Genomic DNA, 20,943 nt, shown 5'->3' with positions numbered 1-20,943 from the left:
TGCTCTGGGTTGAGTTGTCGTGCTACCGAAGCACGATAAGTCACCCGGGTCAGACTTTGAGGTATTTCCGCGTTGTCAGGAATGTCGGGACCACGGCGAGCACCAGTCCGACCACGACCATGATGAGCGTGGCGCGGAACGTTTCGGTGGCGCCGACCCACTGCCAGACCCGGAACGTCTCCTGGGCCCGCTGCATGACCACGAAGTACACCCCAACCCACAAGGTGCCGCAGGCAAGGATCGCGCCGATCAGCGCGGCCAGCACCGCTTCTAACAAGAACGGTAGCTGGATATAGAAGTTCGAGGCGCCCACCAGGCGCATGATGCCTATCTCACGTCTACGGGCGTACGCCGCCAGCCGGATGGTGTTCGAGATCTGCATCAGCGCGGCGACCAGCAGCAGCGCCGCGGCCACCAGCGCGCCGACTTGCAAGCCGTTCAGCGCCTTGAACAACGGATCCAGGTACTGCCTCAGGTCCTGGACGGTGTCGACTCCGGGCAGGCCCGCGACCGCGCTGACCAGGTTCTGGTAGCGCTGCGGATCCTTCAGCTTGACCCGGAAGGACTCCTGCATCTGGTCCTCGGTGACCGTGCTGACGATCGGCGAGTCCTTGTAGAGCTTCTTGAACTGCTCGAACGCTTCCTTCTTCGACTCGCCGAAGACGCCGTCCGGCGCGGTGTCCGGGTTCGACTCGATCACCTGCCGGATCCGGTTCTTCTGCTCCTGGGTCACCTCGGCGCCCGAGCAGCCGCGGCCGCCGGAGTCCTTGGTGCAGAGGAAGACCGAGATCTGGATCTTGTCGTACCAGTTCCCCTTCATCAGCTCGACCTGCTCGCGGGCCAGCAGCGCGCTGCCGAACAGTGACAGCGAGACCCAGATGGTGACGACGACCGCAATCGTCATCGACAGGTTCCGCTTCAGGCCGATGCCGAGGTCGGAGAGGATGTAGTTCAAGCGCATCAGTCAGTAGTCCCTGCTTCTCAGTGCTGGTAGCCGTAGACGCCGCGCGACTCGTCGCGGACGACATGACCGTTCTCCAGCTCGATCACGCGCTTGCGCATCTGGTCGACGATGGACACGTCGTGGGTGGCCATCACGACCGTCGTCCCGGTGCGGTTGATCCGGTCCAGCAGCTTCATGATGCCGACCGACGTGCCGGGGTCGAGGTTTCCGGTGGGCTCGTCGGCGATCAGGATCATCGGCCGGTTCACGAACGCCCGGGCGATCGCGACCCGCTGCTGCTCACCGCCGGACAGCTCGTCGGGGAGGCGGTCCTCCTTGCCGTCCAGGCCGACCAGCTCGAGGACCTCGGGGACCGTCTTGCGGATGTGCGAGCGCGGCTTGCCGATCACCTGCAGCGCGAACGCCACGTTCTCGGCGACGGTCTTGTTCGGCAGCAGCCGGAAGTCCTGGAAGACGGTGCCGATCTGGCGGCGCATCTGCGGGATCCGCCAGCTGGCCAGCCGGTTCAGGTCCTTGCCGGCCACCATGATGTGGCCCTTGGACGACCGGTGCTCACGCAGGACCAGGCGCAGGAACGTCGACTTGCCGGACCCGGAGGTGCCGACGAGGAAGACGAACTCGCCCTTCTCGATCTCGACGTTGACGTTCAGCAGAGCGGCCTTGGACTGGCCCTCGTACGTCTTTGACACATTCTCGAAGCGGATCACGGGATCATCCGGCCGTGGTCGGGAACAGGGAGCGGCGCATCGGTAACCACCAGGAGACCGTACGCCACCGGAGCGGCCGCAGGTCAGTCTAGGTGGTCCCGGGCGTGCCGCCGACCAGGCATGCCGCACCGTACGGCGCCGTCCGATACCCGGTGCACTACCAGGGCGTTACGAACGGCTACCGGCTGCTTCGGCGCCGATGCTGCCCGCCCCTGTTCTTCCTGCTTGAGCCTATCCGTTTCCACCGGTTCGACGGTGGAGTTATCCACAGGTCAGGCGGGGGCTGGGGCGGTGTCGTTGCCGTTGTCGGGGCGGGCGTCGGCGATGCGGGCCAGGCCGGGCTCGGGTTTGCGGCCGGCTCTGCGGGCTGCCTCGACGTGCAGCCGGGCCAACTCGACGGCCTGGCGCGAGACCTTGACGGTCTTCTTCTCAGCCATTGGCACTGACTCCCTCGACGACCTCGGTGTCGGACTCCGCAATATCAGCGTACGCGGCCTGACCGACGCGGTCGATCGCAACGGACGCGGTCAGCGCGGCGACCAGGTCGTAGTCCTCCGGCTGTAACAGCTCCGACCGCATCAGTGAGCGGAGCGTGACGACGCCGGCGTCCGTCCCGGAGTCGGTCCCTTCGAGAATCTGCTCGACCGCCCACCGGACCATCCGCATCGTCTCCTCGCGGTGCCGCCAGACGTCCAGCTCGCGGTCGGACTTGCGGATCAGGTACGCGCCGAGCACGACGCCACCGAGAGCCAGGAACGGGCTCAGCACGGTCACCACCACGCCGACCACCGAGATCCAGGTAGGTATCACGGACACACCCAGCCGCTCATGCGCGACCTCCCAATCCCATGGAGTTGACCGGCCGAAGATGTTACGAAAGGAAGCATTCCACCCGCGACCGACAAGAACCGCCAAAGTCTGACAAGGAGCAGTGTCACTGAGATGGACGAGCCGGACCGCTACGACGTGTTCGTGCAGGGGACCGTGTTCCTCGACATCGTGCTGACCGGTCTGGAGTCCGCCCCGGCCACCGGGACCGAGATCTTCGCCGAGGGGATGGGTTCCTGCCCCGGCGGCGTCGCGAATTTCGCCATCGCCGCCAGCCGGCTGGGCCTGAAGACCGGCCTGGCGTCGGTGTTCGGCGACGACGTGTACGCCGACTTCTGCTGGCGGACCCTGGCCGACCAGGAGGGCGTGGACCTGTCCCACTCCCGCCGGATCGGGCACTGGCACTCCCCCGTCACCGTCTCGATGTCGCTCGACCGGGACCGCGCGATGGTGACCCACGCGCACGAGGCGCCCGGCGACCCGAGCAAGCTGGTCGGCCCGGGCCTGAACACCCGCTCGGCGATCGTCCCGGTCGAGGACGAACTGCCGGGCTGGACGATCGACGCGATGCGGTCCGGCGCGCTGCTGTTCGGCGACGTCGGCTGGGACCCGACCGACCAGTGGTCCCCCGCCGTACTCGATGTCCTCGAGGGCTTCCACGCGTTCACGCCGAACGCGAGCGAGGCGATGGCGTACACCCGGACCGACACGCCGAAGGCCGCGCTGCACAAGCTCGCCGAGCGGGTACCGCTGGCGGTGGTGACGAACGGCGCGGACGGTGTGCTGGCGATCGACGCGACCACCGGCGAGGAGGAGCAGGTGCCGGCGCTGCCGGTCCGCTCCTACGACCCGACCGGCGCCGGCGACGTCTTCCTCGCCTCACTCGTCCTCGGCACGCTCCGCGGCTGGCCGCTTGCGCATCGGCTCGCGTTCGGCAACCTGTGCGCCGGCCTCTCGGTCCAGCACTTCGGCGGCTCGCTCGCCGCCCCGGGCTGGGGCGACATCATCGACTGGGTCCGCGACCACAGCCGGCACCGCCCCGGCGGCGTCGCCCCCGAAGTGCTTGCCCACTACAACTTCATCGGTGACGTCCTCCCCGAAGGCCCGGTCCCGATCGTCCGCCGAGCCTCCGCCACCATCGCCCGTCTGTCGGACGCCTGACCACCAGACCGTCACGGCGACCAGGGCAAGGAGGACTCCGCCGCCCAGGAAGCCGTGGGACGGCGCCGTCCGGTCGAGCGTCAGCCCCGCGAGCGCCGAGCCGACCGAGCTGCCGAGGTTGTTGGCGGTGTTGATCCAGGTGCTGGCTTCGGTGCGCTGGTACGACGGTGTGACCGTGTCGGCAGCCAGGTACGACACCACGAAGAGCGGCGCCACAGCGACGCCCGTGGCCGCCATCACCAGCCCGAGCAGGACCAGGTTGCTCGCGAGCGAGGCCGTCAACAGTCCGGCAGCCAGTACGGCGATCAGCCCGCCGAGCTGAGCGGACCACGGCCGGGTGTGCAGGCGACGGCCCCAGAGGAGCCCGCCGACGACGCTCCCGGCTGCGATCGCGGCTTCGACGTACCCGGCCGCGCCCGGACTACCGCTGCGCTGAGCGACTCCGGCCACGCACACGTACGCGACGCTGATCCCGGCGGCCGTGGCCGCGATGACCAGCAGGATCCTTCGCAGCCCCGGGATGACGAGCGGGCCCAGGAGTTGGCGCGTTGCAGGAGGCGCTGCGGTGTGCACGGTGACTGGACTGGTCACCATGGCGAGCGTGCCGACGACCATCAGGCCGGCAGAGCAGCCGAGCGCAGCGGGTGCGGAGACGACGTTGATCAGTACGCCGACCAGCAGCGGACCGCCGAGGAACAGCGACTCCTCGCAGACCGCGTCCAACGCGTAGGCCCTCTCCTTGAGGGCCGATCCTTCGGTCAGCAACCTCCAGTTCGACCGCATCGACGGCCCGAGCGGAGGTGCGAGGAGACCAGCCAGAGCGACCAGCGCCAGGTTGGTCGTCGTACTGGCGACGAGCACCAGCGCGACGGCGCAACCGATGGCGAGGACCGGGAGCACTCGGCGCTGGCTGAAGCGGTCGACGAGCCGTGCCTTGTAGGGCATGGACAACGAGGTGAGTCCGAACAGCGCGACCGCCGCGCCGGCCGCGCCGAACGAGTCGGTGGACTCTTGGACAGTGAAAAGCAGAGACAACGGGAGCAGACCGTACGACAGCCGCCCGAGCAGCGCCGGCACGAAGGTGCGCAACGCCGACGGCAAGGACAGCACTTCGCGGTAGCTCCCGGCACGAGCTGTGCCGGACAAGAGAACGCTCCTAAGAGACAGGGAGGAGGTGGGCTCGACCGCGTGAACGCGGGAGCCGTCTCTAGTCACGGGGAGCGAACATGCCGGAGAGCATACCCCGGCCGAGGAGCCCTCGGAGTCGTAGTGTCTTCGGAGCGCGGGCTGTGGGACCGCGCGGAGACGGAGGTACGGCGGGATGGTGGGTGCTGGGGTCACCAGGCGACGGCTGTTGGCGATGGGCGGCGCACTGGCGGCGATGGCGGTCGACGGATGCGGGTCGAACACCGGGCGCGAGTCGTCAGGTAGCGCGTCCGGGGGTAAGCCGGCGTTGGCGCAGTGGTACCACCAGTACGGCGAGGCCGGCACGCAGCAGGCTGTCGACCGGTACGCGAAGGAGTACCCGGACGCGACCGTGACCGTGCAGTGGTCACCCGGCGACTACGACAAGAAGACCGCGGCCACGCTGCTGACCGACCAGGGCCCGGACGTGTTCGAGTACGTCAACGGCCCGACCATCGACATGATCAAGGGCAACCAGGTGGTCGACCTGACCGATCTGCTCGACGACGCCACCAAGGCGGACTTCACGCCGTCGCTGCTCGCCCGCTGCACGTATCAGGGCAAGCTGTACGCGATCCCGCAGGTCACCGACATGCAGCTGCTCGTCTACCGCAAGAGCTTGCTCAGCGCGGCCGGCGTCCAGCCGCCGCAGACCGTAGACGAGCTGCTCGCGGCCGCGAAGACGCTCACCAACGACAAGGTGAAGGGCCTGTTCGTCGGCAACGACGGTGGCGTCAGCATCCTCGGCGGACCGGCGCTGTGGTCGGCCGGGCTGGACTACCTGACCGAGGACAACCAGTTCGGGTTCGACGACCCGGCCGCCGTCGAGTCGCTCCGTAAGCTGCGCGAGCTGTTCACCTCGAAGAGCCTGTTGCTCGGGGCACCGACCGACTGGTCCGACCCGTCCGCGTTCACCCAGGGCCTGACCGCGATGCAGTTCACCGGCCTGTGGACGCTGCCGGCGATCCAGAAGGCGTTCGGCGACGACTTCGGCGTACTCCCCTGGCCGAAGCTGAGCGCGACCACCGGCGCTCCGAGCGTCCCGGTCGGCGCGTTCAGCTCGGTGGTCAACGCGAAGTCGAAGGACGTTGACGCAGCGAAGAAGTTCGTCAGGTGGCTGTGGGTCGACCAGACCGACAAGCAGCTCGACTTCGCCCAGTCGTACGGCTTCCACATCCCGGCCCGCAAGAGCCTGGCCGTTAGGGCGGAGAAGCTGCAGGAGGGCCCGGCCGCCGACGCGGTCAGGTTCGTCAACGAGAATGGGCACGCGCAGACGCCGCTGCTGTGGTCGCCGAAATCTGGTACGGCGTACTCCGACGCCCTCAACCGGATCATCCGCAGCGGATCGGATCCGGCCACCGAGCTCAAGGCGGTCAAGTCCGTCGTGGAGTCCGAGCTCAAACGCATCACCGGATGAGTCGAAAGGTCGGTATCAGCGAATGATCGTGCAGGCATTGACCGACACGGACCGCGAGCTGATCGAGCTCGCCCGCCGTACCGTCGACGCGAACACCGACGGGCCGGACGGGGTCTACACGATGGGCGCCGCCGTACGAGGCGTGGACGGGCGGATGTACGCCGGGATCAACCTGTACCACTTCACCGGCGGCCCCTGCGCGGAGCTCGTCGCCCTCGGCCGCGCCCGAGCCGAAGGCGCCCGCGAACTCACCACGATCGTGGCTGTCGGCAACGAAGGCCGCGGCGTCTGCGCCCCCTGCGGCCGGGATCGCCAGGTCCTGCTCGACTACCACCCGACAATCCGCGTCATCCTGCCCACCGCGGAAGGCGTCGGCTCGGTCCTGATCACCGACCTACTCCCCGAGTCCTACCGCTGGACCCCGACCACCTGAATCTCGCCCTCGCGGAACCACCAGGTCAGAGGTTCTGCGGTGAGGATTCCGGCTTGTACGGCGGGGTCGGTGGCGGCGTGTTGGCGGGCCTCGTCGAGGTTGGTGCGGTAGACGCAGAGGCCGCGCAGGGAGACGTCGTCGTGGTCTCGGAAGGGGCCTGCTGCGCCCATCACGCCGGCGGCGCGGAGGTCGTCCAGGAAGTCGAGGTGGGCCTGCTGGATCCTGTCCATCTCGTCGTCGGTCAGGTCAGGCGGGTTCGGTGGGCGCCGGAGCAGGATGAGCGACAGGCTCTCCATCCCCGGCCGTGGCGGCGTGCTCACTTCACCCGCTCGGACAGCATGAACGTGTTCCCGTCCGGGTCGTAGAAGGTGGCCAGCCGGACCTCGCCGTCTACCAGCCGGGTCTCGCCGTCGAAGCGGGTGCCGAGCGACTCCAGGTGCCGCCGGGCGGCGTCGATGTCGCGCACCCCGAAGGTGATCACCGTCCCGCCCTCGGTCTGCGGCTGCTCGACCTGGCCGATGCCGATGTTGATACCGGGCAGCGGCGTCGTCAGCTCGGCCCAGCCCCAGCTGTCGAGCCGGTGCACCACCACGAACCCGAGGGCCTCCCGGTACCACTTCAGTGAGCGCTCCAGGTCGGAGACGTCCAGCGCGCAGACGGCCCTGCCGTCGTACTCGATCGCAGTCGACACCTCTGGCGATCCACTCATAGTCCTGTTTTTATACTAAGCTTACTTTCGTGTCAACGCTCGCCCGCCTGGTCCACCTCCGGTGGAACGTCCCGGTGATCGCCGAGCTGCACCGCGGCCGCGGCGGCCGCTTCGTGAACCTGGTCCACGGCCTCGGGGTCAGTCGCGAGTCGCTCCGACGCACGATCGCGTTCCTGGAGGCCGACGGCCTGATCCGGCGCAACCCCGGCTACGGCCACCCGCTGCGGCCGGAGTACCTGCTCACCGACACGGGCGCACGCCTCGGCGAACCCGCCGCCGCCCTGACCGACCTCCTCCGCGAACTGGACGCCACGGACGTCGGCCTCCGCAAATGGTCGCTGCCGATCCTCACCGCCCTCGGCGACCGGCCCCGCCGCTTCTCCGAGCTCGGCAACAGCCTCCCGGGTACGACGAACCGCGCCCTCACCCTCGCCCTCAAGGACCTCGAGGCAGCCGGCCTGGTCACCCGAACTGTCACGACCGACTACCCACCGGCAACCCTGTACGGCGCAACGCAGCCGGCGACCCGCATGGCGCAGGCGGCCGAGCGACTCAGAACGCCGGAATGATGTCCTTGCCGTACGCCGCCAGCGTCTCTTCCTTCGCGTCGTGCTGGAGGTAGACCGCGAACTGGTCCACCCCGAGCGACTTGAGCTCCGACAGCCGCGCCAGGTGGTTGTCCACCGGCCCGAGGATGCAGAACCGGTCCACGACCTCGTCCGGGACGAAGTCCGTGTGGGTGTTGCCCGCCCGGCCGTGCTGGGCGTAGTCGTAGCCCTTGCGGCCCTCGATGTAGTCGGTCAGCGCTTTCGGCACAGCGCCCGACGTCCCGTAGCGCGCGACGATGTCGGCCACGTGGTTGCCGACCATCCCGCCGAACCACCGGGTCTGCTCGCGCTGGTGCTCGAGGTCCTCCCCGACGTACGCCGGGGCCGCGACGCAGAACTTGATCGCCGCCGGATCCCGGCCGGCTTCCTCGGCGGAACGCCGTACCGCTGCGATCATCCACTCGGCGATGTCCGGGTCGGCGAGCTGCAGGATGTAGCCGTCGCCGACCTGGCCGGTCGCGGCCAGCGCCTTCGGACCGTACGCCGCCACCCAGACGTCCAGAGCGCCGTTCTCGACCCAGGCGAACTTGAGCTGCTGGCCGCGGTACTCGACCGTTTCGCCGCGGGCCAGCGCGCGGACCACGTCCACGCACTGCTTCATCTCGTCGACGGTCCCCGGTTTGGCGCCGAGCGTGCGCAGGGCGGAGTCGCCGCGGCCGATCCCGCAGATCGTCCGGTTCCCGAACATCTCGTTCAGGGTGGCGAACTGGGACGCGATCACGGTCCAGTCCCGGGTCCCCGGGTTGGTCACCATCGGCCCGACGATCACCCGTTCGGTGGTGGCCAGGATCTGGCTGTAGATGACGAACGGCTCCTGCCAAAGCAGGTGCGAGTCGAACGTCCAGACGTAGCCGAACCCCGCCTCCTCGGCCTTGCGTGCCAGGTCCACGACCGCGGACGCCGGCGGATCACACTGGAACACCACTCCGAAGTCCACGGCGCTCCCCCCTTTACATCAAGTACGACGACAGGCCGCGTTGGAGGTACTTCCCCCGGCCCTTGTGGCCATGGTAGTTGCCGTCGGCCACGATCACCTCGCCGCGCGAGATCACCGTGCCCACCCGGCCCTTGATCTCGACCCCTTCGTACGCCGAGTAGTCCATGTTCATGTGGTGGGTGTCGACGCTGATCCGGGTGGTCGCGTTCGGGTCGTAGACGACCAGGTCCGCGTCCGAGCCCGGGGCGACGATCCCCTTCTGCGGGTACAGCCCGAACATCCGGGCCGGCGTGGTCGCGATCGTCTCCACCCAGCGCTCCAGCGACAGCTGGCCGTCCACCACGCCTTGGTAGATCAGGTCGACCCGGTGCTCGACGCCGCCGATTCCGTTCGGGATCTTGGAGAAGTCGCCGAGGCCGAGCTCCTTCTGGTCCTTCATGCAGAACGGGCAGTGGTCGGTCGACACGATCGCCAGGTCGTTGCTCCGCAGGCCTTTCCACAGGTCCTTCGCGTGCGACTCGTGCTTGCTCCGCAGCGGGGTCGAGCAGACCCACTTCGCCCCCTCGAAGCCGGGCGCGCCGAGCTGGTCCTCGAGGGTGAGGTACAGGTACTGCGGGCAGGTCTCGGCGAACACGTTCCGCCCCGCGTCCCGCGCCTCGGCGACGTGTTCCAGCGCCTGGCTGGCGGACAGGTGGACGATGTAGAGCGGGCAGTCCCGGGCGACCTCGGCGAGCGCGATCGCGCGGTTCGTCGCCTCCGCCTCGAGCGCGGACGGCCGGGTGATGCCGTGGTAGATCGGGTCGGTCTCGCCGCGGGCGATCGCCTGTTGCACGAGCACGTCGATCGCGATGCCGTTCTCGGCATGCATCATGATCATCGCGCCGTTGTCCCGGGCGGTCTGCATCGCCCGCAGGATCTGGCCGTCGTCGGAGTAGAAGACGCCCGGGTAGGCCATGAACAGCTTGAAACTGGTCACGCCCTCGTCCGTGACCAGCTGGTCCATCGCCTTCAGCGAGTCGTCGTCGACGCCGCCGAGGATCATGTGGAACGCGTAGTCGATGTGGCAGTTGCCGTCGGCCTTCGCGTGCCAGGCTGCCAGCCCGTCCTGGACCACCTCGCCGGTCCGCTGGACGGCGAAGTCGATGATGGTCGTGGTCCCGCCCCAGGCCGCGGCCCGGGTGCCGGTGTCGAAGGTGTCACTCGCCGCGGTGCCGCCGAACGGCAGCTCCATGTGCGTGTGCGCGTCGATTCCGCCCGGGATCACGTACTTGCCGGTGGCATCGACCACCTCGTCCGGCGTGATCGTCTGGCTGAACGCCGGGTCCAGCAACGCGACGATCTTCTCGCCCTCGACCAGCACGTCGGCGACCTGCGTCCCGGTCGGCCCGACGACGGTCCCACCCTTGACCAGCAACATCTCCGTACTCCCCTTCGAGACGGCCTGTGCAGATTTACGGCTTGGTCAGGTCGCCGTACGCGTCCGGGCGGCGGTCGCGGTAGAACTGCCAGCGGTCCCGGACCGTGTCCAGCAGGCCGAGGTCCAGGTCCCGGACGACCAGCTCCGGGTCGTGGTCGTGCCCGGTCTCGCCGACGAACTTGCCCTCGGGATCGACGAAGTACGACGTGCCGTAGAAGTCGTTCTCGCCGAAGTCGGACTCGATCCCGACCCGGTTGATCGCGCCGATGAAGTACTCGTTGGCCACCGCCGAGGCGGGTTGCTCCAGCTTCCACAGGTACGACGACAGCCCGCGGTGGGTCGCGGACGGGTTGAACACGATCTTCGCCCCGGCCAGCCCGAGCGCCCGCCAGCCCTCCGGGAAGTGCCGGTCGTAGCAGATGTAGACCCCGATCCGGCCGACCGCGGTGTCGAACACCGGGTAGCCGAGGTTGCCAGGGCGGAAGTAGAACTTCTCCCAGAACCCCTTCACCTGCGGGATGTGGTTCTTCCGGTACTTGCCCAGGTACTTGCCGTCAGCATCGATCACGGCCGCCGTGTTGTAGAGCACGCCCGGCTGCTCCTGCTCGTAGACCGGGAGCACCATGACCATGCCGAGCTCCTTGGCCAGCGCGGCGAACCGCTCGGTCGTCGGGCCTGGCACCGCCTCGGCGTACTCGTAGAACTTGGCATCCTGCAACTGGCAGAAATAGGGGCCGTAGAACAGCTCCTGGAAGCAGATCACCCGCGCACCCTGCGCGGCGGCCTGCCGCGCGTACTCCTCGTGGGCCTTGATCATGGACTCCTTGTCCCCGGTCCACGACGTCTGCACCAACGCAGCCCGCACAACCTCCGACATCAGCCCTCCCACCACTAGCCGAGCACCCATGCTCCATCCGTCAACCCACGACAGTCAACGGATGTCGGAGCGGTTGTGGAAAACCCGTCAGATCGTGATGCTGCGGGACTCGGCAGGCAGCACCCGACCCCGCGCGTACGCCGCGATCAACTGCTACTGGGTCGCGACCACCGACGGTGGCGTGAACCGGCGGCTGCCAGGTGGTGTGCAGGTGCGAGCCGGCGCCTTGGACGACCAGCAGATCCCGAGATAGTTGAGCGGTCAGCTGAGTCACGGCGGACCCGGTGGCCTCATCCTCGACGACACCTATGGCGGGCGTCGGCACGGACGGAGACGAGGTGGCCATCGCGCGTGACCGGGATGTCACCGGCGGCCACGCGCTGCCGGTCGCCAGGCTGGACGGCGGCGCCGTCGACGATGCCCAAGGGGTTGCCGAAGCGGCCATCGGGGTCGGTGAAGACCCGGACGACCTCGACGTGGAGCTGGGTCAAGTCAGAGGGTCAAGTCAGAGGACGGTGATTGCGGCGATGACGGCGATCAGGACCACGGCGGCGCCGACGAAGGCCAGCGCCCGGCCGTTGAGTTTCGGCTCGGTGGTCGCCTCGGCCTGGCCCTCGTTGACGAAGGCCCGGAACATCTGGGTGTTCGCGCCCGGGTCCTGCTCGTTCTCGACGTTCTGCGGGACGTTCTGGTCAGCCATGGCCCCAGACCCTACCGGCAGGCCCGACCACGGCCTTCCAGCGGCCCGCCCGATATCCCTGCACCGTCAACTTCCCGAGGGTGTACCATTTGGTACATGCGCTTCGATCATTCCAGCACGATCCAGGCCCCGCCCGAGCGGGTGTGGCAGGTGTTCAGCGACGTCGAGCGGTGGCCTGAGTGGACTCCGACGGTCGAGTCGGTCGAGCGGCTCGACGAGGGCCGCATCCACGTCGGGTCCAAGACCCGGATCCGGCAGCCGAAGCTCCCGGTCGCGGTCTGGGAGGTGACCGAGCTCAAGGAGGGCGAGTACTTCGAGTGGGTCTCGAAGGCTCCCGGGATCAAGACCACCGGCGGTCACCGGGTGATCAGCACCCCGGAGGGCACGGTCGCGACGGCCACGATCATCCAGGAGGGCCCGCTCGGCTGGCTCTTCGGCAAGCTGTACGCCGGCCTGACCCGCCGCTACATCGCCACCGAGACCGAGAAACTGAAGCAGGTCAGTGAACGAGCGTAGCGAGTTCACCGGAAGGCACAGCGTCGCAGACGACTCAGCCGCGCCCGCAGCGAAGCGAGGACGCGGGTGAGTCGTCACAGCCTGCTCGTCGATGCCGTCGAGCATTTTGCGAAGAACGGCATCGGCGACGCGAGCCTACGGAGTATCGCGACCTCGATCGGCACCAGCCACCGGATGCTGATCTACCACTTCGGCTCCCGCGAGGGGTTGCTGGCCGAGGTGGTTCGCACCGTGGAGCAGCAGCAACGCGACCTGCTGGCCGAGGTGATGGCGCTCGACCTGCCGCTGGAGGAGCAGGCCGACCTGTTCTGGCGTCGCGTCACCGAGGCGACGCTGATCTATGGACCGCTGTTCTTCGAGCTGAGCGCGCACGCCATGCAGGACCGGCCGCATACCGCCGCGCTCAAGGCGGATCTGATCAACGTCTGGCTGCCACCGGTCATCGAGCTGTGTGTGCGGGCGGGCATTCCGCCCGAGCAAGCACCGTCGTACGCGCGGCTGGGCCTGGCCGCCTCCCGCGGTCTGCTGTTCGACCTGCTGCTGACCGGCGACCGGGACGCGGTCGACGAGGCGTCCGCGCTGCTCAACCGGCTGTTCAGTCTCCCGGCTCGGTAGGCGTCTCGACCCAGCCGGCCACGATCGGCAGCCGCGACTCCCGCAGTACGGCGACGAACCCGAACGGCCGGTCCAGCGTCACCTCGAGCCGGCGAGCCTGGTTCGTCGGCATCGCGGTCCGCATCAAGCCGACAGCCGTCACCGCCGCGGCCTCGAACCCGGTCGCGAAGAACCGCGCCAGCACCTTCTGCTTCGCCTGCCCGACCGCGAGCGGCGTCGGGCTGATCGCGCTGAAGTGACCGTGCGCGCCAGGATCCGTCGTCACTGCGCCCAGCCCGAACAGCTCGCTCAACTCCAGCAGGTCGTGCTCGGCCTCGACGTTGAACGACGGCAGCGACAGCTTCAGATCCGCCCTCGGCGCAGTGGTCTCCCCGACCGTCACGCCAGGCGCGACGTCAGATCCCGGCTCCCCCTGCAAGATCAGCTGGGAGCCCGGCACGCCGTCCGTGGGCTGGGCAGCTGTTTCGATCAACGCAGCCAGCACGTCGGCCCGCGGCACCTGCGGCTGCCCGATGCCCAGGAGCACGTCGACATCCGCGTCGCCAGGAACCGTGACCACCGTCAACCACGCCGCACCCGGGTGCTCATACCGCCGTACGGCGTCCAGGTCGCCGTCGACGCGCTCCAGCCAGCGCCAGGAACCGCCGGACCAGGGACCGTCGTAGAAGCGCCGGACCATCTCCTTGAACGGTGCGGCCCAGGTGGTCTTGAGCGACAGCGCCGACGCGAGGACCAGCATCAGGTCGGGGGTGACCTGGATCGGCATCTCGCGGATCAGGTTGTCGGTGTGCTCGGCGGCCCAGGCGTCGAGCTTCGGCTTGTCGACGGACGCGTTGCCGGTGAGGGCGCCGACCAGCGGCGCCGGCATCACGGTGTCGAACGACTCGGCGAGCTTCAGTTGCTCGCTCACCCAGACGCCGAGCGCCGCGTGCAGGTCGTCGGAGCCGTCGATCGCCTGGACCAGCTCGAGCGCCTGCTGGGAGCCTGCCGAAGCGTCCACCCCGGCGGCCGCGGCCAGCTCGGCGCGGCCTGGTTCGTCGGCGGCGGTCGCGAGGATCGCGAGCAGCGGCCACAGGCCGAGACCCGACGCCACGGTGTTGCCCTGCGGGAGCTCGCGAGCCCAGCGGGCGGTGAGGTCGTTCACTGCGCGCACCACATCGGTGTCCATACGTCCACCCTGCCACGCGGACGCCAGGGCCATCACAATTCCCGGATCGCCGGCCCGCTCCGCGGGCGGCTGCGCGAGCGCGGCGATTGTGATGGCCTGGAGGTCCGCAAGTATTTGCCGGAATGACGCTGATTTTCATTTCGCAGGTGCGGTGAGTCCTCGTTCAGACGCACTGCGTGTGTCAGTATGCCGCCCATGACGGCCAATCCGACCGCCCCGCCCCCCGTCGACTCGCCGCCGCCTGACGCGGAAAACAAGGAGTCCACCGGCTCCTCGATCGCGTTCACCGCAACGCTGGTCCTGCTGGTCGTGCTGGCCCTCTTCGGGCGGAAGATCTTCGCCGGCTGGTTCACCGACGACGGGATCCGGACCTGGGCGACGATGTTCGTCGGGGTCACCGTCCAGGCGATGCCGTTCCTGGTCCTCGGCGTGCTGCTGTCGGCCGCGCTGACCGCGTTCATCCCGGCGTCGTTCTTCGCGAAGGCACTGCCCAAGCACCCGGCCCTCGCCGTACCGGTCGCCAGCGCGTCGGGCGTCGTATTGCCGGGCTGTGAGTGTGCGTCGGTGCCGGTGTCGGCGGCGTTGATGAGCCGCGGGGTCACACCGGCGGCGGCGCTCGCGTTCCTGCTGTCCGCGCCGGCGATCAATCCGGTGGTCCTCGCGTCGACCGCGGTCGCGTTCCCGGGGCAGCCGAAGGTGGTGGTCGCTCGCGCGGTGACGTCGCTCGGGGTGTCGATGATCCTCGGCTGGCTGTTCCTGGCGACCGGCAAGGGCGCGTCGTGGCTGCGGATGCCGAAGAACCGGCACGCGGAGGGCACCGGCAAGTTCGACGTGTTCCGGTCCGCGATGCTGCACGACTTCCTGCACGCGGGCGGGTTCCTGGTCATCGGCGCGGCCGCGGCGGCCACGCTGAACGTCGTCGTACCGCGGAGCTGGCTCGACCACGTGGCCGGCAACCTGCTGCTGTCCGTGGTCGTGCTCGGGCTGCTCGCCGTACTGCTGGCGATCTGCTCCGAGGCGGACGCGTTCGTGGCGGCCAGCCTGACGCAGTTCTCGCTGACCGCGCGGCTCGCCTTCATGGTGGTCGGGCCGATCGTCGACGTGAAGCTGATCGCCCTGCAGACCGGAACCTTCGGCCCGAGGTTCGCCGCCCGGTTCGCCCCGGCCACCTTCGTGGTCGCAATCCTGGCCAGTCTCCTCGTGGGGTGGTGGTTGCTGTGAAGCGCAACGTTGCCGGTCTGGTGATCGTGTTCGTCGGGGCCGCAGTGGTGCAACTGGCGACGTCGAACACCTATCTGCGGTACGTGAAGCCGGGGATGCGCTGGATGTTGCTGGCGGCCGGGCTGATCCTGATCGCGCTCGCGGTGTTCGACGTACTCGCGGACACGCGGAAGAAGAAGCCGGTGGACGACGGGCATGGCCATCACGGTCTGCCTCAGGCGGCCTGGCTGCTGCTGATCCCGATCTTCGCGTTGCTCGTCGTCGACCCGCCGGCGCTCGGCGCGGACGCGGCGCAGCGGCAGTCTCCGGTCGCGGCCAAACCGGCTGATCCGAAGAGCAACTCGTGGCTGTCGAACAACTCCCAGGGCAACGCCCCGGTGGCGCTCGCGGTCCGCGACTACGCGGTCTGGGCGGTGTGGGAGAAGGAGAGCATGAAGGGCCGCGCGTTCCAGCTGACCGGCTTCGTCACCCCGGCGAAGAACGGCACCTGGTACGTGACCCGCATCGGCCTGACCTGTTGCGTCGCCGACGGTACGGCGTTCATGGTCGAGGCGCGCGGCCAGGCCGCCCCACCGAAGAACCAGTGGGTGACCGTCACCGGCCAGTGGGCCGAGCCGACCAAACGCGCCGACGGCGACGTCGCCGCCCTCACGGTCGAGACGGTCAGCCCGGTGACCGCACCGGCTAACCCCTACGAGTAGGTCGTACGGCCTCCCGGTAGGCGTCGGCCGCCACCCACCCGGCGACCACCGGAATGCCCGTCGGGCGGTGGACTGCGATGAAGCCGAAGGGCCGGTCGAGCTGCACGAACAACGCCCGGCCGACCAATGCCTTTCGGGACAGTGCCATCGCGACCGCGGTGACGGCGGCCGCCTTGAAGCCGCGCGCCGAGAACTCCGCCATGACTGCTTGCTTCGCGTCCGACACGCTCAACGGCACCGGGCTCAGACCGGGGAAGTGTCCCCTCCTACCGTCCGTTGCGGTCGCCAGTCCGAACGTCTCCGCTTGCTCCAGCAGATTGTGCGTTGCGGTGATCTCGAAGTACGGCAGGGAGAGCTGCACGGTCGGTTCGGGCGTGGTCGTCTCGATCACCGTCACCGCGGGCGCCTGCACCCCTTGGAACAGGTCTGCAGCCCCGACGCCCTCGCCGGTCAACTGGAGAGCGGCAGCTAGTACCGCTGCCCGCGGGCGGTCAGGTTGACCGACAGACAGCCGGACGTCGAACTCGCCGGTGCCTCGCACGGTCACGATGGTCAGCGGACCGGCGGCGGTGTCGAACCGGCCGATCGTGTCCAGATCGGGATCCGAGCGGCTCAACCAGCGCCTCTGCGTACCGCCCACCGGGTGCGAGCGGTCCAGGAACGGGCGGACCCACGCCATCTCCAGGGCGAGCGCGGACGCGAGGAGCAGCAGCAGGTCCGTCGTCAGCTCGATCGGCATGCGCTGGAGCAGACCGCCGGTCTGTTCGGCCACCCAGTCGTCCAAAGCGGCCTGGTCGGTCAGGGTACGACGGACCTCCGGCGGGATCAGGTGGTCGAGATCCGGCTGGAGCGGGAGTCCCGCGCGGGTCCAGAGCCCCAGGGCCATCCGGAGTTCGGGTGTCTGCAGCAGGCCGTCGTACGGGCCGCCGGCGGCCTCGGCGAGCTCGGTGCGGGCGGGCTCGTTGGCGACCTCGGCGAGGATCGCGAGCAGGGGCCAGACACCGAGACCGGAGACGACCGTGCTGTCTTCCCCGGGCAGTTTCTCGATCCAGCGTGCGGTCAGCCGACCGACTTGGTGAGCGTCCACGGTTCCATGGTCGCGCCTAGGAGTAGTTCACCCACCCCGCGACGACCGGGATCCCGGTCGGGCGGTGGACGGCGATGAAGCCGAAGGGCTGGTCCAGGGACACCTTCAGGGCCTTGCCGCCCGGCATCGGCGCGGACCCGGCGGCCATCGCCATCGCGGTGACCGCGGCCGCCTCGAAGCCGGTCGCGGAGAATCGCGCCATCACGGCCTGCTTGGCCTGACTGACCGCGAGCGGGAACGGACTCAGCCCGGGGAAGTGCCCGGTCGACGTGTCCATCGCCGACGTCAGGCCGAACACCTCGGGGTGCTCGAGCAGGTCGTGCTCGGCGTCGATCTCGAAGTACGGCATCGACAGCACCACGGTCGGCACCGGCGACATCGAGTCGATCACCTCGACCGCCGGCGCCGGCCGCTCCCGCGAGAACAGGCGCTTCCACCGCGAGGACGGCGCATCGGCCAGCAACTCGGCCCCGCTCACGCCGTCACCGGTGAGTTCAAGCGCAGCAGCCAGTACGGCGCCTCGCCCGCTACCGGGCTCGCCTGCGACGAGTCGTACGTCGAACTCGCCTGTCCCCACGACCGTGACCACGGTCAGCGGGCCGGTCGGGCCGTCGTACACCTGGAGGCTGTCGAGGTCGTGGTCGGCGCGGCTGAGCCAGCGCCGGTCACCGCGCGGGTACTCGTTGAACGGCAGCCTCCACTTGGTCTGCAACGCGAGCGCGGAGGCGAGCACGAGTAGTACATCGTCGCTGAGCTGGATCGGCATCCGCTTCAACAGACCACCGGTCTGTTCGACCACCCAGGCGTCGAGGGCCTCCTGATCCGTCAGCTGACCGCGGACCTCCGGCGGCAGCAGCCGGTCCACACCGGGCTGTAGCGGGATCTCCGGCCGGGTCCACAGCCCGAGGGCCATCCGGAGCTCGGGAGTCTGCAGCAGACCGCCGTACGGCCCGCCGGCCGCTTCGATCAGTTCGTCGCGGGCCGGGCCGTCGGCCAGCTCGGCGAGGATCGCGAGCAGCGGCCGGACGCCGAGCCCGGAGATGACAGTGCTGTCCTCGCCGGAGAGCGTCTCGATCCAGCGAGCGGTCAGGCGACTGACTTGGCGTGCGTCCACTCACACATCCTGGCCCATCGACGTTCCATCTTCGTGAAGCGCACTGTTGAACCCAAGGTCCTCTACTTCGGCACACCGGTCGTCCTGATCAGCTCCAGCAACCCGGACGGAACCACGAACCTCGGCCCGATGTCGTCCGCCTGGTGGCTCGGGTACACCGCGATGCTCGGCATGGCCACCAGCTCCCAGACGGTCAAGAACCTCACCGAGCGCCCGGAATGCATCCTCAACCTGGTCGACCCGGCCATGGTCGCGGCACTCGACCGCATCGCGCTGCTGACCGGGTCGCAGCAGATGTCCGACGCCAAGCGGGCTCGCGGCTACCGCTACGAGCCGGACAAGTTCGCCGCCGCCGGACTGACCCCGGACCCGGGTTCGCTGGTCGACGTCGACGCCGTACAGGAGAGTCCGATCAACCTGGAGGGCCGGATCGAGGCGATCCACGACATCGGCGGACCGGACTCACACCTGGTCGCGCTGGAGATGAAGGTCGAGCGGGTGCAGGTTCGCGAGGACCTGCTGATGAGCAACGACCGCTACATCGACCCGCTGCGCTGGGACCCGCTGATCATGAAGTTCACGGAGTACTTCGCCGGCGGCGCACCGGCGTACGCGTCCTCGCTGGCGCGCGGCTGGCAGATGCCGCCGATGGCGCTACCGACTCACTAGCTCGAGTTGCTCGCCGGACTCCGCTGCCTTGCGCGGGGTCCGGCGGACGACCGTGCAGGCCATGCCGCCGATGACCAGGACCGTCGCGATCGCCTGCTGCACACCGACCTCCTCGCCGCGCAGCATCCACGCTGCGGCCATCGCGACGATGGGCACCAGCAGCGAGAACGGCGCCACTGTGCTGGCGTCGTACTGGCGCAGCAGGTAGCCCCACACGCCGAAGCCGAACAGCGTCGCGACGTAGGCGAGGTAGCCGATGGCACCGATCCCGGTCAGGTCGATCGTTGCCAAGGCATGCAGGTCGGCGTCCACCCCTTCGGTGAGCAGCGACAGCACGAGCAGCGGTACGACGGCCACCGCGCTGACCCAGATCATGAAGCGCAACGTGTCCTGCGGCTTCGCGTAGCGCGTGATCGTGTTCGAGACACCCCAGGAGGCGCCGGCCACGATCACCAGGAACAGTGCGCCCAGCGGCGCGGACAGCCCGCGGTCCAGCATGATCAGCGCCATCCCGCCGCACGCGATCGTGATCCCGGCGATCTGCGCCGGCCGCGGCCGTTCCCGCAGTACGGCGATCGCGAACAGGACCGTGAAGATCACCTGGCATTGCAGCACCAGCGACGCCAGCCCGGCCGGGACGCCGTGGTCCATCGCGATGAACAGCAGGCCGAACTTGGCGACACCGAGGGCTAGCCCGACGCCGATGACGTAGCGCCACGGTACCGGCGGCCGGCCGAGCAGGAAGATCGCCGGGACCGCGGCGAAGAAGAACCGCAGCGCGGAGAAGAACAGCGGCGGGAAGCTTTCCAGGGCGACCTCGATGACGACGAAGTTCACACCCCAGACAAGGACGATGGCCAGGGCGAGGAGCAGGTCACGAGGTTTCACACGATCCAGTCTTGGTGGGACTACACTTAAGGACCAGCACCGATTCGTACGGGGTTCACTGTAGGAGTGCTACATGATCGATCTGGGCCGGCTCCGGGCGCTGCATGCCGTGTCGCAGTACGGGTCGGTCAACCGCGCGGCCGAGGTGCTCGGGTACACGCCGTCCGCGGTCTCGCAGCAGCTGGCGAAGCTGGAGCGGGAGACGCGGACCGTGCTGGTCGAGCGGCGTGGGCGCGGGATCGTGCTCACCGATGCCGCCGTCCAGCTGGCCGCGACCGCCGCGCGGATCCTCGAGTTGGTCGAGGACGCCGAGCTGACGCTGGAGGAGCAGCGCGGCCAGGCGATCGGGACGCTGCGGCTGGCGGCCTTTCCGACCGCCGCGCGCGGGCTGCTGCCGAACGCGTTGGCCCAGTTGGTGCACGAGCATCCGGGGCTGGACATCCGGGTCACGGAGACGGATCCGTTCGAAGCCGTTGCCGCGGTCAACCGTGGAGAGCTCGACATCGCGGTCGTGCACGACTGGCACAACACGCCGCTCAGCCTGCCCGAGGGGTTGTCGCGGGTGAAGCTCGGCTCCGACCCGGCGGACGTGCTGGTCCCGGCGACGCATCGGCTGGCCGGCAAGGAGTTCGTCCGGGCGGAGGACCTGGTCGGCGAGCGCTGGATCTGCCAGCCGGCCGGCTCGATCTGCCACGAGTGGCTGATGCGCACGATGCGCCGGGCCGATGTCGAGCCGGATGTCGCCTACTCGGTCGCCGAGTACCAGACCCAGCTCGCGATGCTTGCCCGCGGCATCGGCATCGGCCTGCTGCCCCGGCTCGGCCGGGGCGCGATCCCGGACGGCGTCGTCGTCATCCCGCTGCAACCCGCCCCGAGCCGCCGCCTGTACGCCGTCTGGCGCACCACCACCTCCCGCCGCCCGGCCATCACCGTCACGCTTGCCACCCTGAAATCCACCTGGCCGCACCGAACCACCGCTTGACCCGCGGGCGTGACCCGTGATCGGTTGTGATCACATCGC

26 protein-coding genes and 1 pseudogene are annotated in these 20,943 nt (G+C 68.9%); 11 read left to right on the top strand and 16 right to left on the bottom strand.

The window, feature by feature from the left end; translation table 11 throughout:
* Nucleotides 1–49: 49 nt before the first annotated feature.
* The 4 genes from ftsX to ACIBGM_RS41895 form a co-directional block, all read right to left on the bottom strand.
* Nucleotides 50–961: a permease-like cell division protein FtsX gene (gene ftsX / locus ACIBGM_RS41910; protein ID WP_360524370.1), complete on the bottom strand. Its 912-nt coding sequence runs from the start codon at nucleotides 959–961 to the stop codon at nucleotides 50–52.
* A 20-nt stretch (nucleotides 962–981) separates the two neighbouring features.
* Nucleotides 982–1,671, bottom strand: a complete 690-nt coding sequence (gene ftsE, locus ACIBGM_RS41905) for a cell division ATP-binding protein FtsE (RefSeq protein WP_132325159.1) — start codon at nucleotides 1,669–1,671, stop codon at nucleotides 982–984.
* Nucleotides 1,672–1,943: 272 nt separating this feature from the next.
* Complete coding sequence (locus ACIBGM_RS41900; RefSeq protein ID WP_360524374.1) at nucleotides 1,944–2,108, bottom strand: hypothetical protein; 165 nt, start codon at nucleotides 2,106–2,108, stop codon at nucleotides 1,944–1,946.
* On the bottom strand, nucleotides 2,101–2,487 hold the full coding sequence (locus tag ACIBGM_RS41895; protein ID WP_396388713.1) for a hypothetical protein: 387 nt from the start codon (nucleotides 2,485–2,487) through the stop codon (nucleotides 2,101–2,103). Before ACIBGM_RS41895 ends, ACIBGM_RS41900 begins: the two co-directional genes overlap by 8 nt.
* A gap of 126 nt (nucleotides 2,488–2,613) precedes the next feature.
* Here ACIBGM_RS41895 and ACIBGM_RS41890 point away from each other — a divergent pair, with 126 nt between their 5' ends.
* The gene (locus tag ACIBGM_RS41890; RefSeq protein ID WP_360524380.1) at nucleotides 2,614–3,660 is read left to right on the top strand and encodes a PfkB family carbohydrate kinase; all 1,047 of its coding nucleotides are present in this window, start codon (nucleotides 2,614–2,616) and stop codon (nucleotides 3,658–3,660) included.
* Nucleotides 3,661–3,690: 30 nt separating this feature from the next.
* Here the strand turns inward: ACIBGM_RS41890 and ACIBGM_RS41885 are convergent.
* Nucleotides 3,691–4,254 (bottom strand): annotated as a pseudogene (locus tag ACIBGM_RS41885) (MFS transporter); the annotation flags it as partial.
* Between the two features lie 730 nt (nucleotides 4,255–4,984).
* Between ACIBGM_RS41885 and ACIBGM_RS41880 the strand changes: the two are divergent.
* Nucleotides 4,985–6,262 (top strand): ABC transporter substrate-binding protein, encoded by a 1,278-nt coding sequence (locus ACIBGM_RS41880; protein WP_396388712.1) that lies wholly within the window; start codon nucleotides 4,985–4,987, stop codon nucleotides 6,260–6,262.
* 22 nt (nucleotides 6,263–6,284) lie between these two features.
* Nucleotides 6,285–6,695 carry a cytidine deaminase family protein gene (locus ACIBGM_RS41875; RefSeq protein ID WP_396388711.1) on the top strand — a complete coding sequence of 137 codons (411 nt, stop codon included), beginning with the start codon at nucleotides 6,285–6,287 and terminating at the stop codon, nucleotides 6,693–6,695.
* On the opposite strand, the gene ACIBGM_RS41870 is transcribed toward ACIBGM_RS41875, so the two are convergent.
* Both ACIBGM_RS41870 and ACIBGM_RS41865 read right to left on the bottom strand, forming a co-directional pair.
* Nucleotides 6,671–7,015, bottom strand: coding sequence for a YciI family protein (locus ACIBGM_RS41870; protein ID WP_396388710.1), 345 nt, complete (start codon nucleotides 7,013–7,015; stop codon nucleotides 6,671–6,673). The two genes, ACIBGM_RS41875 and ACIBGM_RS41870, sit on opposite strands and share 25 nt — an antisense overlap.
* On the bottom strand, nucleotides 7,012–7,404 hold the full coding sequence (locus ACIBGM_RS41865) for a VOC family protein (protein ID WP_396388709.1): 393 nt from the start codon (nucleotides 7,402–7,404) through the stop codon (nucleotides 7,012–7,014). The genes ACIBGM_RS41870 and ACIBGM_RS41865 overlap by 4 nt, the downstream gene beginning before the upstream one ends.
* Before the next feature lie 29 nt (nucleotides 7,405–7,433).
* Between ACIBGM_RS41865 and ACIBGM_RS41860 the strand changes: the two genes are divergently transcribed.
* Complete coding sequence (locus ACIBGM_RS41860; RefSeq protein ID WP_396388708.1) at nucleotides 7,434–7,973, top strand: winged helix-turn-helix transcriptional regulator; 540 nt, start codon at nucleotides 7,434–7,436, stop codon at nucleotides 7,971–7,973.
* Here ACIBGM_RS41860 and ACIBGM_RS41855 read toward each other — a convergent pair.
* Genes ACIBGM_RS41855 through ACIBGM_RS41845 form a run of 3 tightly spaced genes read right to left on the bottom strand, consistent with a single transcriptional unit; the run spans nucleotide 7,957 to nucleotide 11,243 of the window.
* Nucleotides 7,957–8,949, bottom strand: a complete 993-nt coding sequence (locus ACIBGM_RS41855; RefSeq protein ID WP_360524395.1) for a TIGR03842 family LLM class F420-dependent oxidoreductase — start codon at nucleotides 8,947–8,949, stop codon at nucleotides 7,957–7,959. The genes ACIBGM_RS41860 and ACIBGM_RS41855 overlap by 17 nt on opposite strands.
* 13 nt (nucleotides 8,950–8,962) lie before the next feature.
* Nucleotides 8,963–10,366, bottom strand: a complete 1,404-nt coding sequence (hydA, locus tag ACIBGM_RS41850) for a dihydropyrimidinase (RefSeq protein ID WP_360524398.1) — start codon at nucleotides 10,364–10,366, stop codon at nucleotides 8,963–8,965.
* Between the two features lie 34 nt (nucleotides 10,367–10,400).
* Nucleotides 10,401–11,243: a nitrilase-related carbon-nitrogen hydrolase gene (locus tag ACIBGM_RS41845; RefSeq protein ID WP_396353262.1), complete on the bottom strand. Its 843-nt coding sequence runs from the start codon at nucleotides 11,241–11,243 to the stop codon at nucleotides 10,401–10,403.
* Nucleotides 11,244–11,304: 61 nt separating this feature from the next.
* Between ACIBGM_RS41845 and ACIBGM_RS41840 the strand changes: the two genes are divergently transcribed.
* The gene (locus ACIBGM_RS41840) at nucleotides 11,305–11,496 is read left to right on the top strand and encodes a hypothetical protein (protein WP_360524404.1); all 192 of its coding nucleotides are present in this window, start codon (nucleotides 11,305–11,307) and stop codon (nucleotides 11,494–11,496) included.
* A 37-nt stretch (nucleotides 11,497–11,533) separates the two neighbouring features.
* On the opposite strand, the gene ACIBGM_RS41835 is transcribed toward ACIBGM_RS41840, so the two are convergent.
* Together ACIBGM_RS41835 and ACIBGM_RS41830 are read right to left on the bottom strand one after the other, a co-directional pair.
* Complete coding sequence (locus tag ACIBGM_RS41835; protein ID WP_360524407.1) at nucleotides 11,534–11,734, bottom strand: hypothetical protein; 201 nt, start codon at nucleotides 11,732–11,734, stop codon at nucleotides 11,534–11,536.
* A 14-nt stretch (nucleotides 11,735–11,748) separates the two neighbouring features.
* Nucleotides 11,749–11,943 carry a hypothetical protein gene (locus tag ACIBGM_RS41830; RefSeq protein WP_360524410.1) on the bottom strand — a complete coding sequence of 65 codons (195 nt, stop codon included), beginning with the start codon at nucleotides 11,941–11,943 and terminating at the stop codon, nucleotides 11,749–11,751.
* A 96-nt stretch (nucleotides 11,944–12,039) separates the two neighbouring features.
* On the opposite strand from ACIBGM_RS41830, the gene ACIBGM_RS41825 reads away from it, so the two are divergent.
* Nucleotides 12,040–12,459, top strand: coding sequence for an SRPBCC family protein (locus tag ACIBGM_RS41825; protein WP_360524413.1), 420 nt, complete (start codon nucleotides 12,040–12,042; stop codon nucleotides 12,457–12,459).
* A gap of 66 nt (nucleotides 12,460–12,525) precedes the next feature.
* Complete coding sequence (locus ACIBGM_RS41820; RefSeq protein WP_396388707.1) at nucleotides 12,526–13,074, top strand: TetR/AcrR family transcriptional regulator; 549 nt, start codon at nucleotides 12,526–12,528, stop codon at nucleotides 13,072–13,074.
* On the opposite strand, the gene ACIBGM_RS41815 is transcribed toward ACIBGM_RS41820, so the two are convergent.
* Complete coding sequence (locus ACIBGM_RS41815) at nucleotides 13,055–14,242, bottom strand: serpin family protein (RefSeq protein ID WP_396388706.1); 1,188 nt, start codon at nucleotides 14,240–14,242, stop codon at nucleotides 13,055–13,057. The genes ACIBGM_RS41820 and ACIBGM_RS41815 overlap by 20 nt on opposite strands.
* Before the next feature lie 195 nt (nucleotides 14,243–14,437).
* On the opposite strand from ACIBGM_RS41815, the gene ACIBGM_RS41810 reads away from it, so the two are divergent.
* Nucleotides 14,438–15,463 carry a permease gene (locus ACIBGM_RS41810; protein ID WP_360524422.1) on the top strand — a complete coding sequence of 342 codons (1,026 nt, stop codon included), beginning with the start codon at nucleotides 14,438–14,440 and terminating at the stop codon, nucleotides 15,461–15,463.
* Nucleotides 15,460–16,164, top strand: a complete 705-nt coding sequence (locus ACIBGM_RS41805; RefSeq protein WP_396388705.1) for a TIGR03943 family putative permease subunit — start codon at nucleotides 15,460–15,462, stop codon at nucleotides 16,162–16,164. The genes ACIBGM_RS41810 and ACIBGM_RS41805 overlap by 4 nt, the downstream gene beginning before the upstream one ends.
* Here the strand turns inward: ACIBGM_RS41805 and ACIBGM_RS41800 are convergent.
* Together ACIBGM_RS41800 and ACIBGM_RS41795 are read right to left on the bottom strand one after the other, a co-directional pair.
* Entirely contained in the window at nucleotides 16,148–17,251 is a 1,104-nt protein-coding gene (locus tag ACIBGM_RS41800) for a serpin family protein (protein WP_396388704.1), read from the bottom strand. The genes ACIBGM_RS41805 and ACIBGM_RS41800 overlap by 17 nt on opposite strands.
* 16 nt (nucleotides 17,252–17,267) lie before the next feature.
* Nucleotides 17,268–18,365 carry a serpin family protein gene (locus tag ACIBGM_RS41795; RefSeq protein WP_396388703.1) on the bottom strand — a complete coding sequence of 366 codons (1,098 nt, stop codon included), beginning with the start codon at nucleotides 18,363–18,365 and terminating at the stop codon, nucleotides 17,268–17,270.
* A 33-nt stretch (nucleotides 18,366–18,398) separates the two neighbouring features.
* Here ACIBGM_RS41795 and ACIBGM_RS41790 point away from each other — a divergent pair, with 33 nt between their 5' ends.
* Complete coding sequence (locus ACIBGM_RS41790; RefSeq protein ID WP_360524434.1) at nucleotides 18,399–19,034, top strand: flavin reductase family protein; 636 nt, start codon at nucleotides 18,399–18,401, stop codon at nucleotides 19,032–19,034.
* Here the strand turns inward: ACIBGM_RS41790 and ACIBGM_RS41785 are convergent.
* Complete coding sequence (locus ACIBGM_RS41785) at nucleotides 19,020–19,922, bottom strand: EamA family transporter (protein WP_396388702.1); 903 nt, start codon at nucleotides 19,920–19,922, stop codon at nucleotides 19,020–19,022. The genes ACIBGM_RS41790 and ACIBGM_RS41785 overlap by 15 nt on opposite strands.
* A gap of 73 nt (nucleotides 19,923–19,995) precedes the next feature.
* Between ACIBGM_RS41785 and ACIBGM_RS41780 the strand changes: the two genes are divergently transcribed.
* Nucleotides 19,996–20,904, top strand: coding sequence for a LysR family transcriptional regulator (locus ACIBGM_RS41780; protein WP_360524440.1), 909 nt, complete (start codon nucleotides 19,996–19,998; stop codon nucleotides 20,902–20,904).
* The last annotated feature ends 39 nt before the right edge of the window (nucleotides 20,905–20,943 follow it).

It is taken from the genome of Kribbella sp. NPDC050470 (assembly GCF_044458365.1).
GTDB lineage: Bacteria > Actinomycetota > Actinomycetes > Propionibacteriales > Kribbellaceae > Kribbella.
This window is presented reverse-complemented; position numbering and strand designations above follow the sequence as displayed.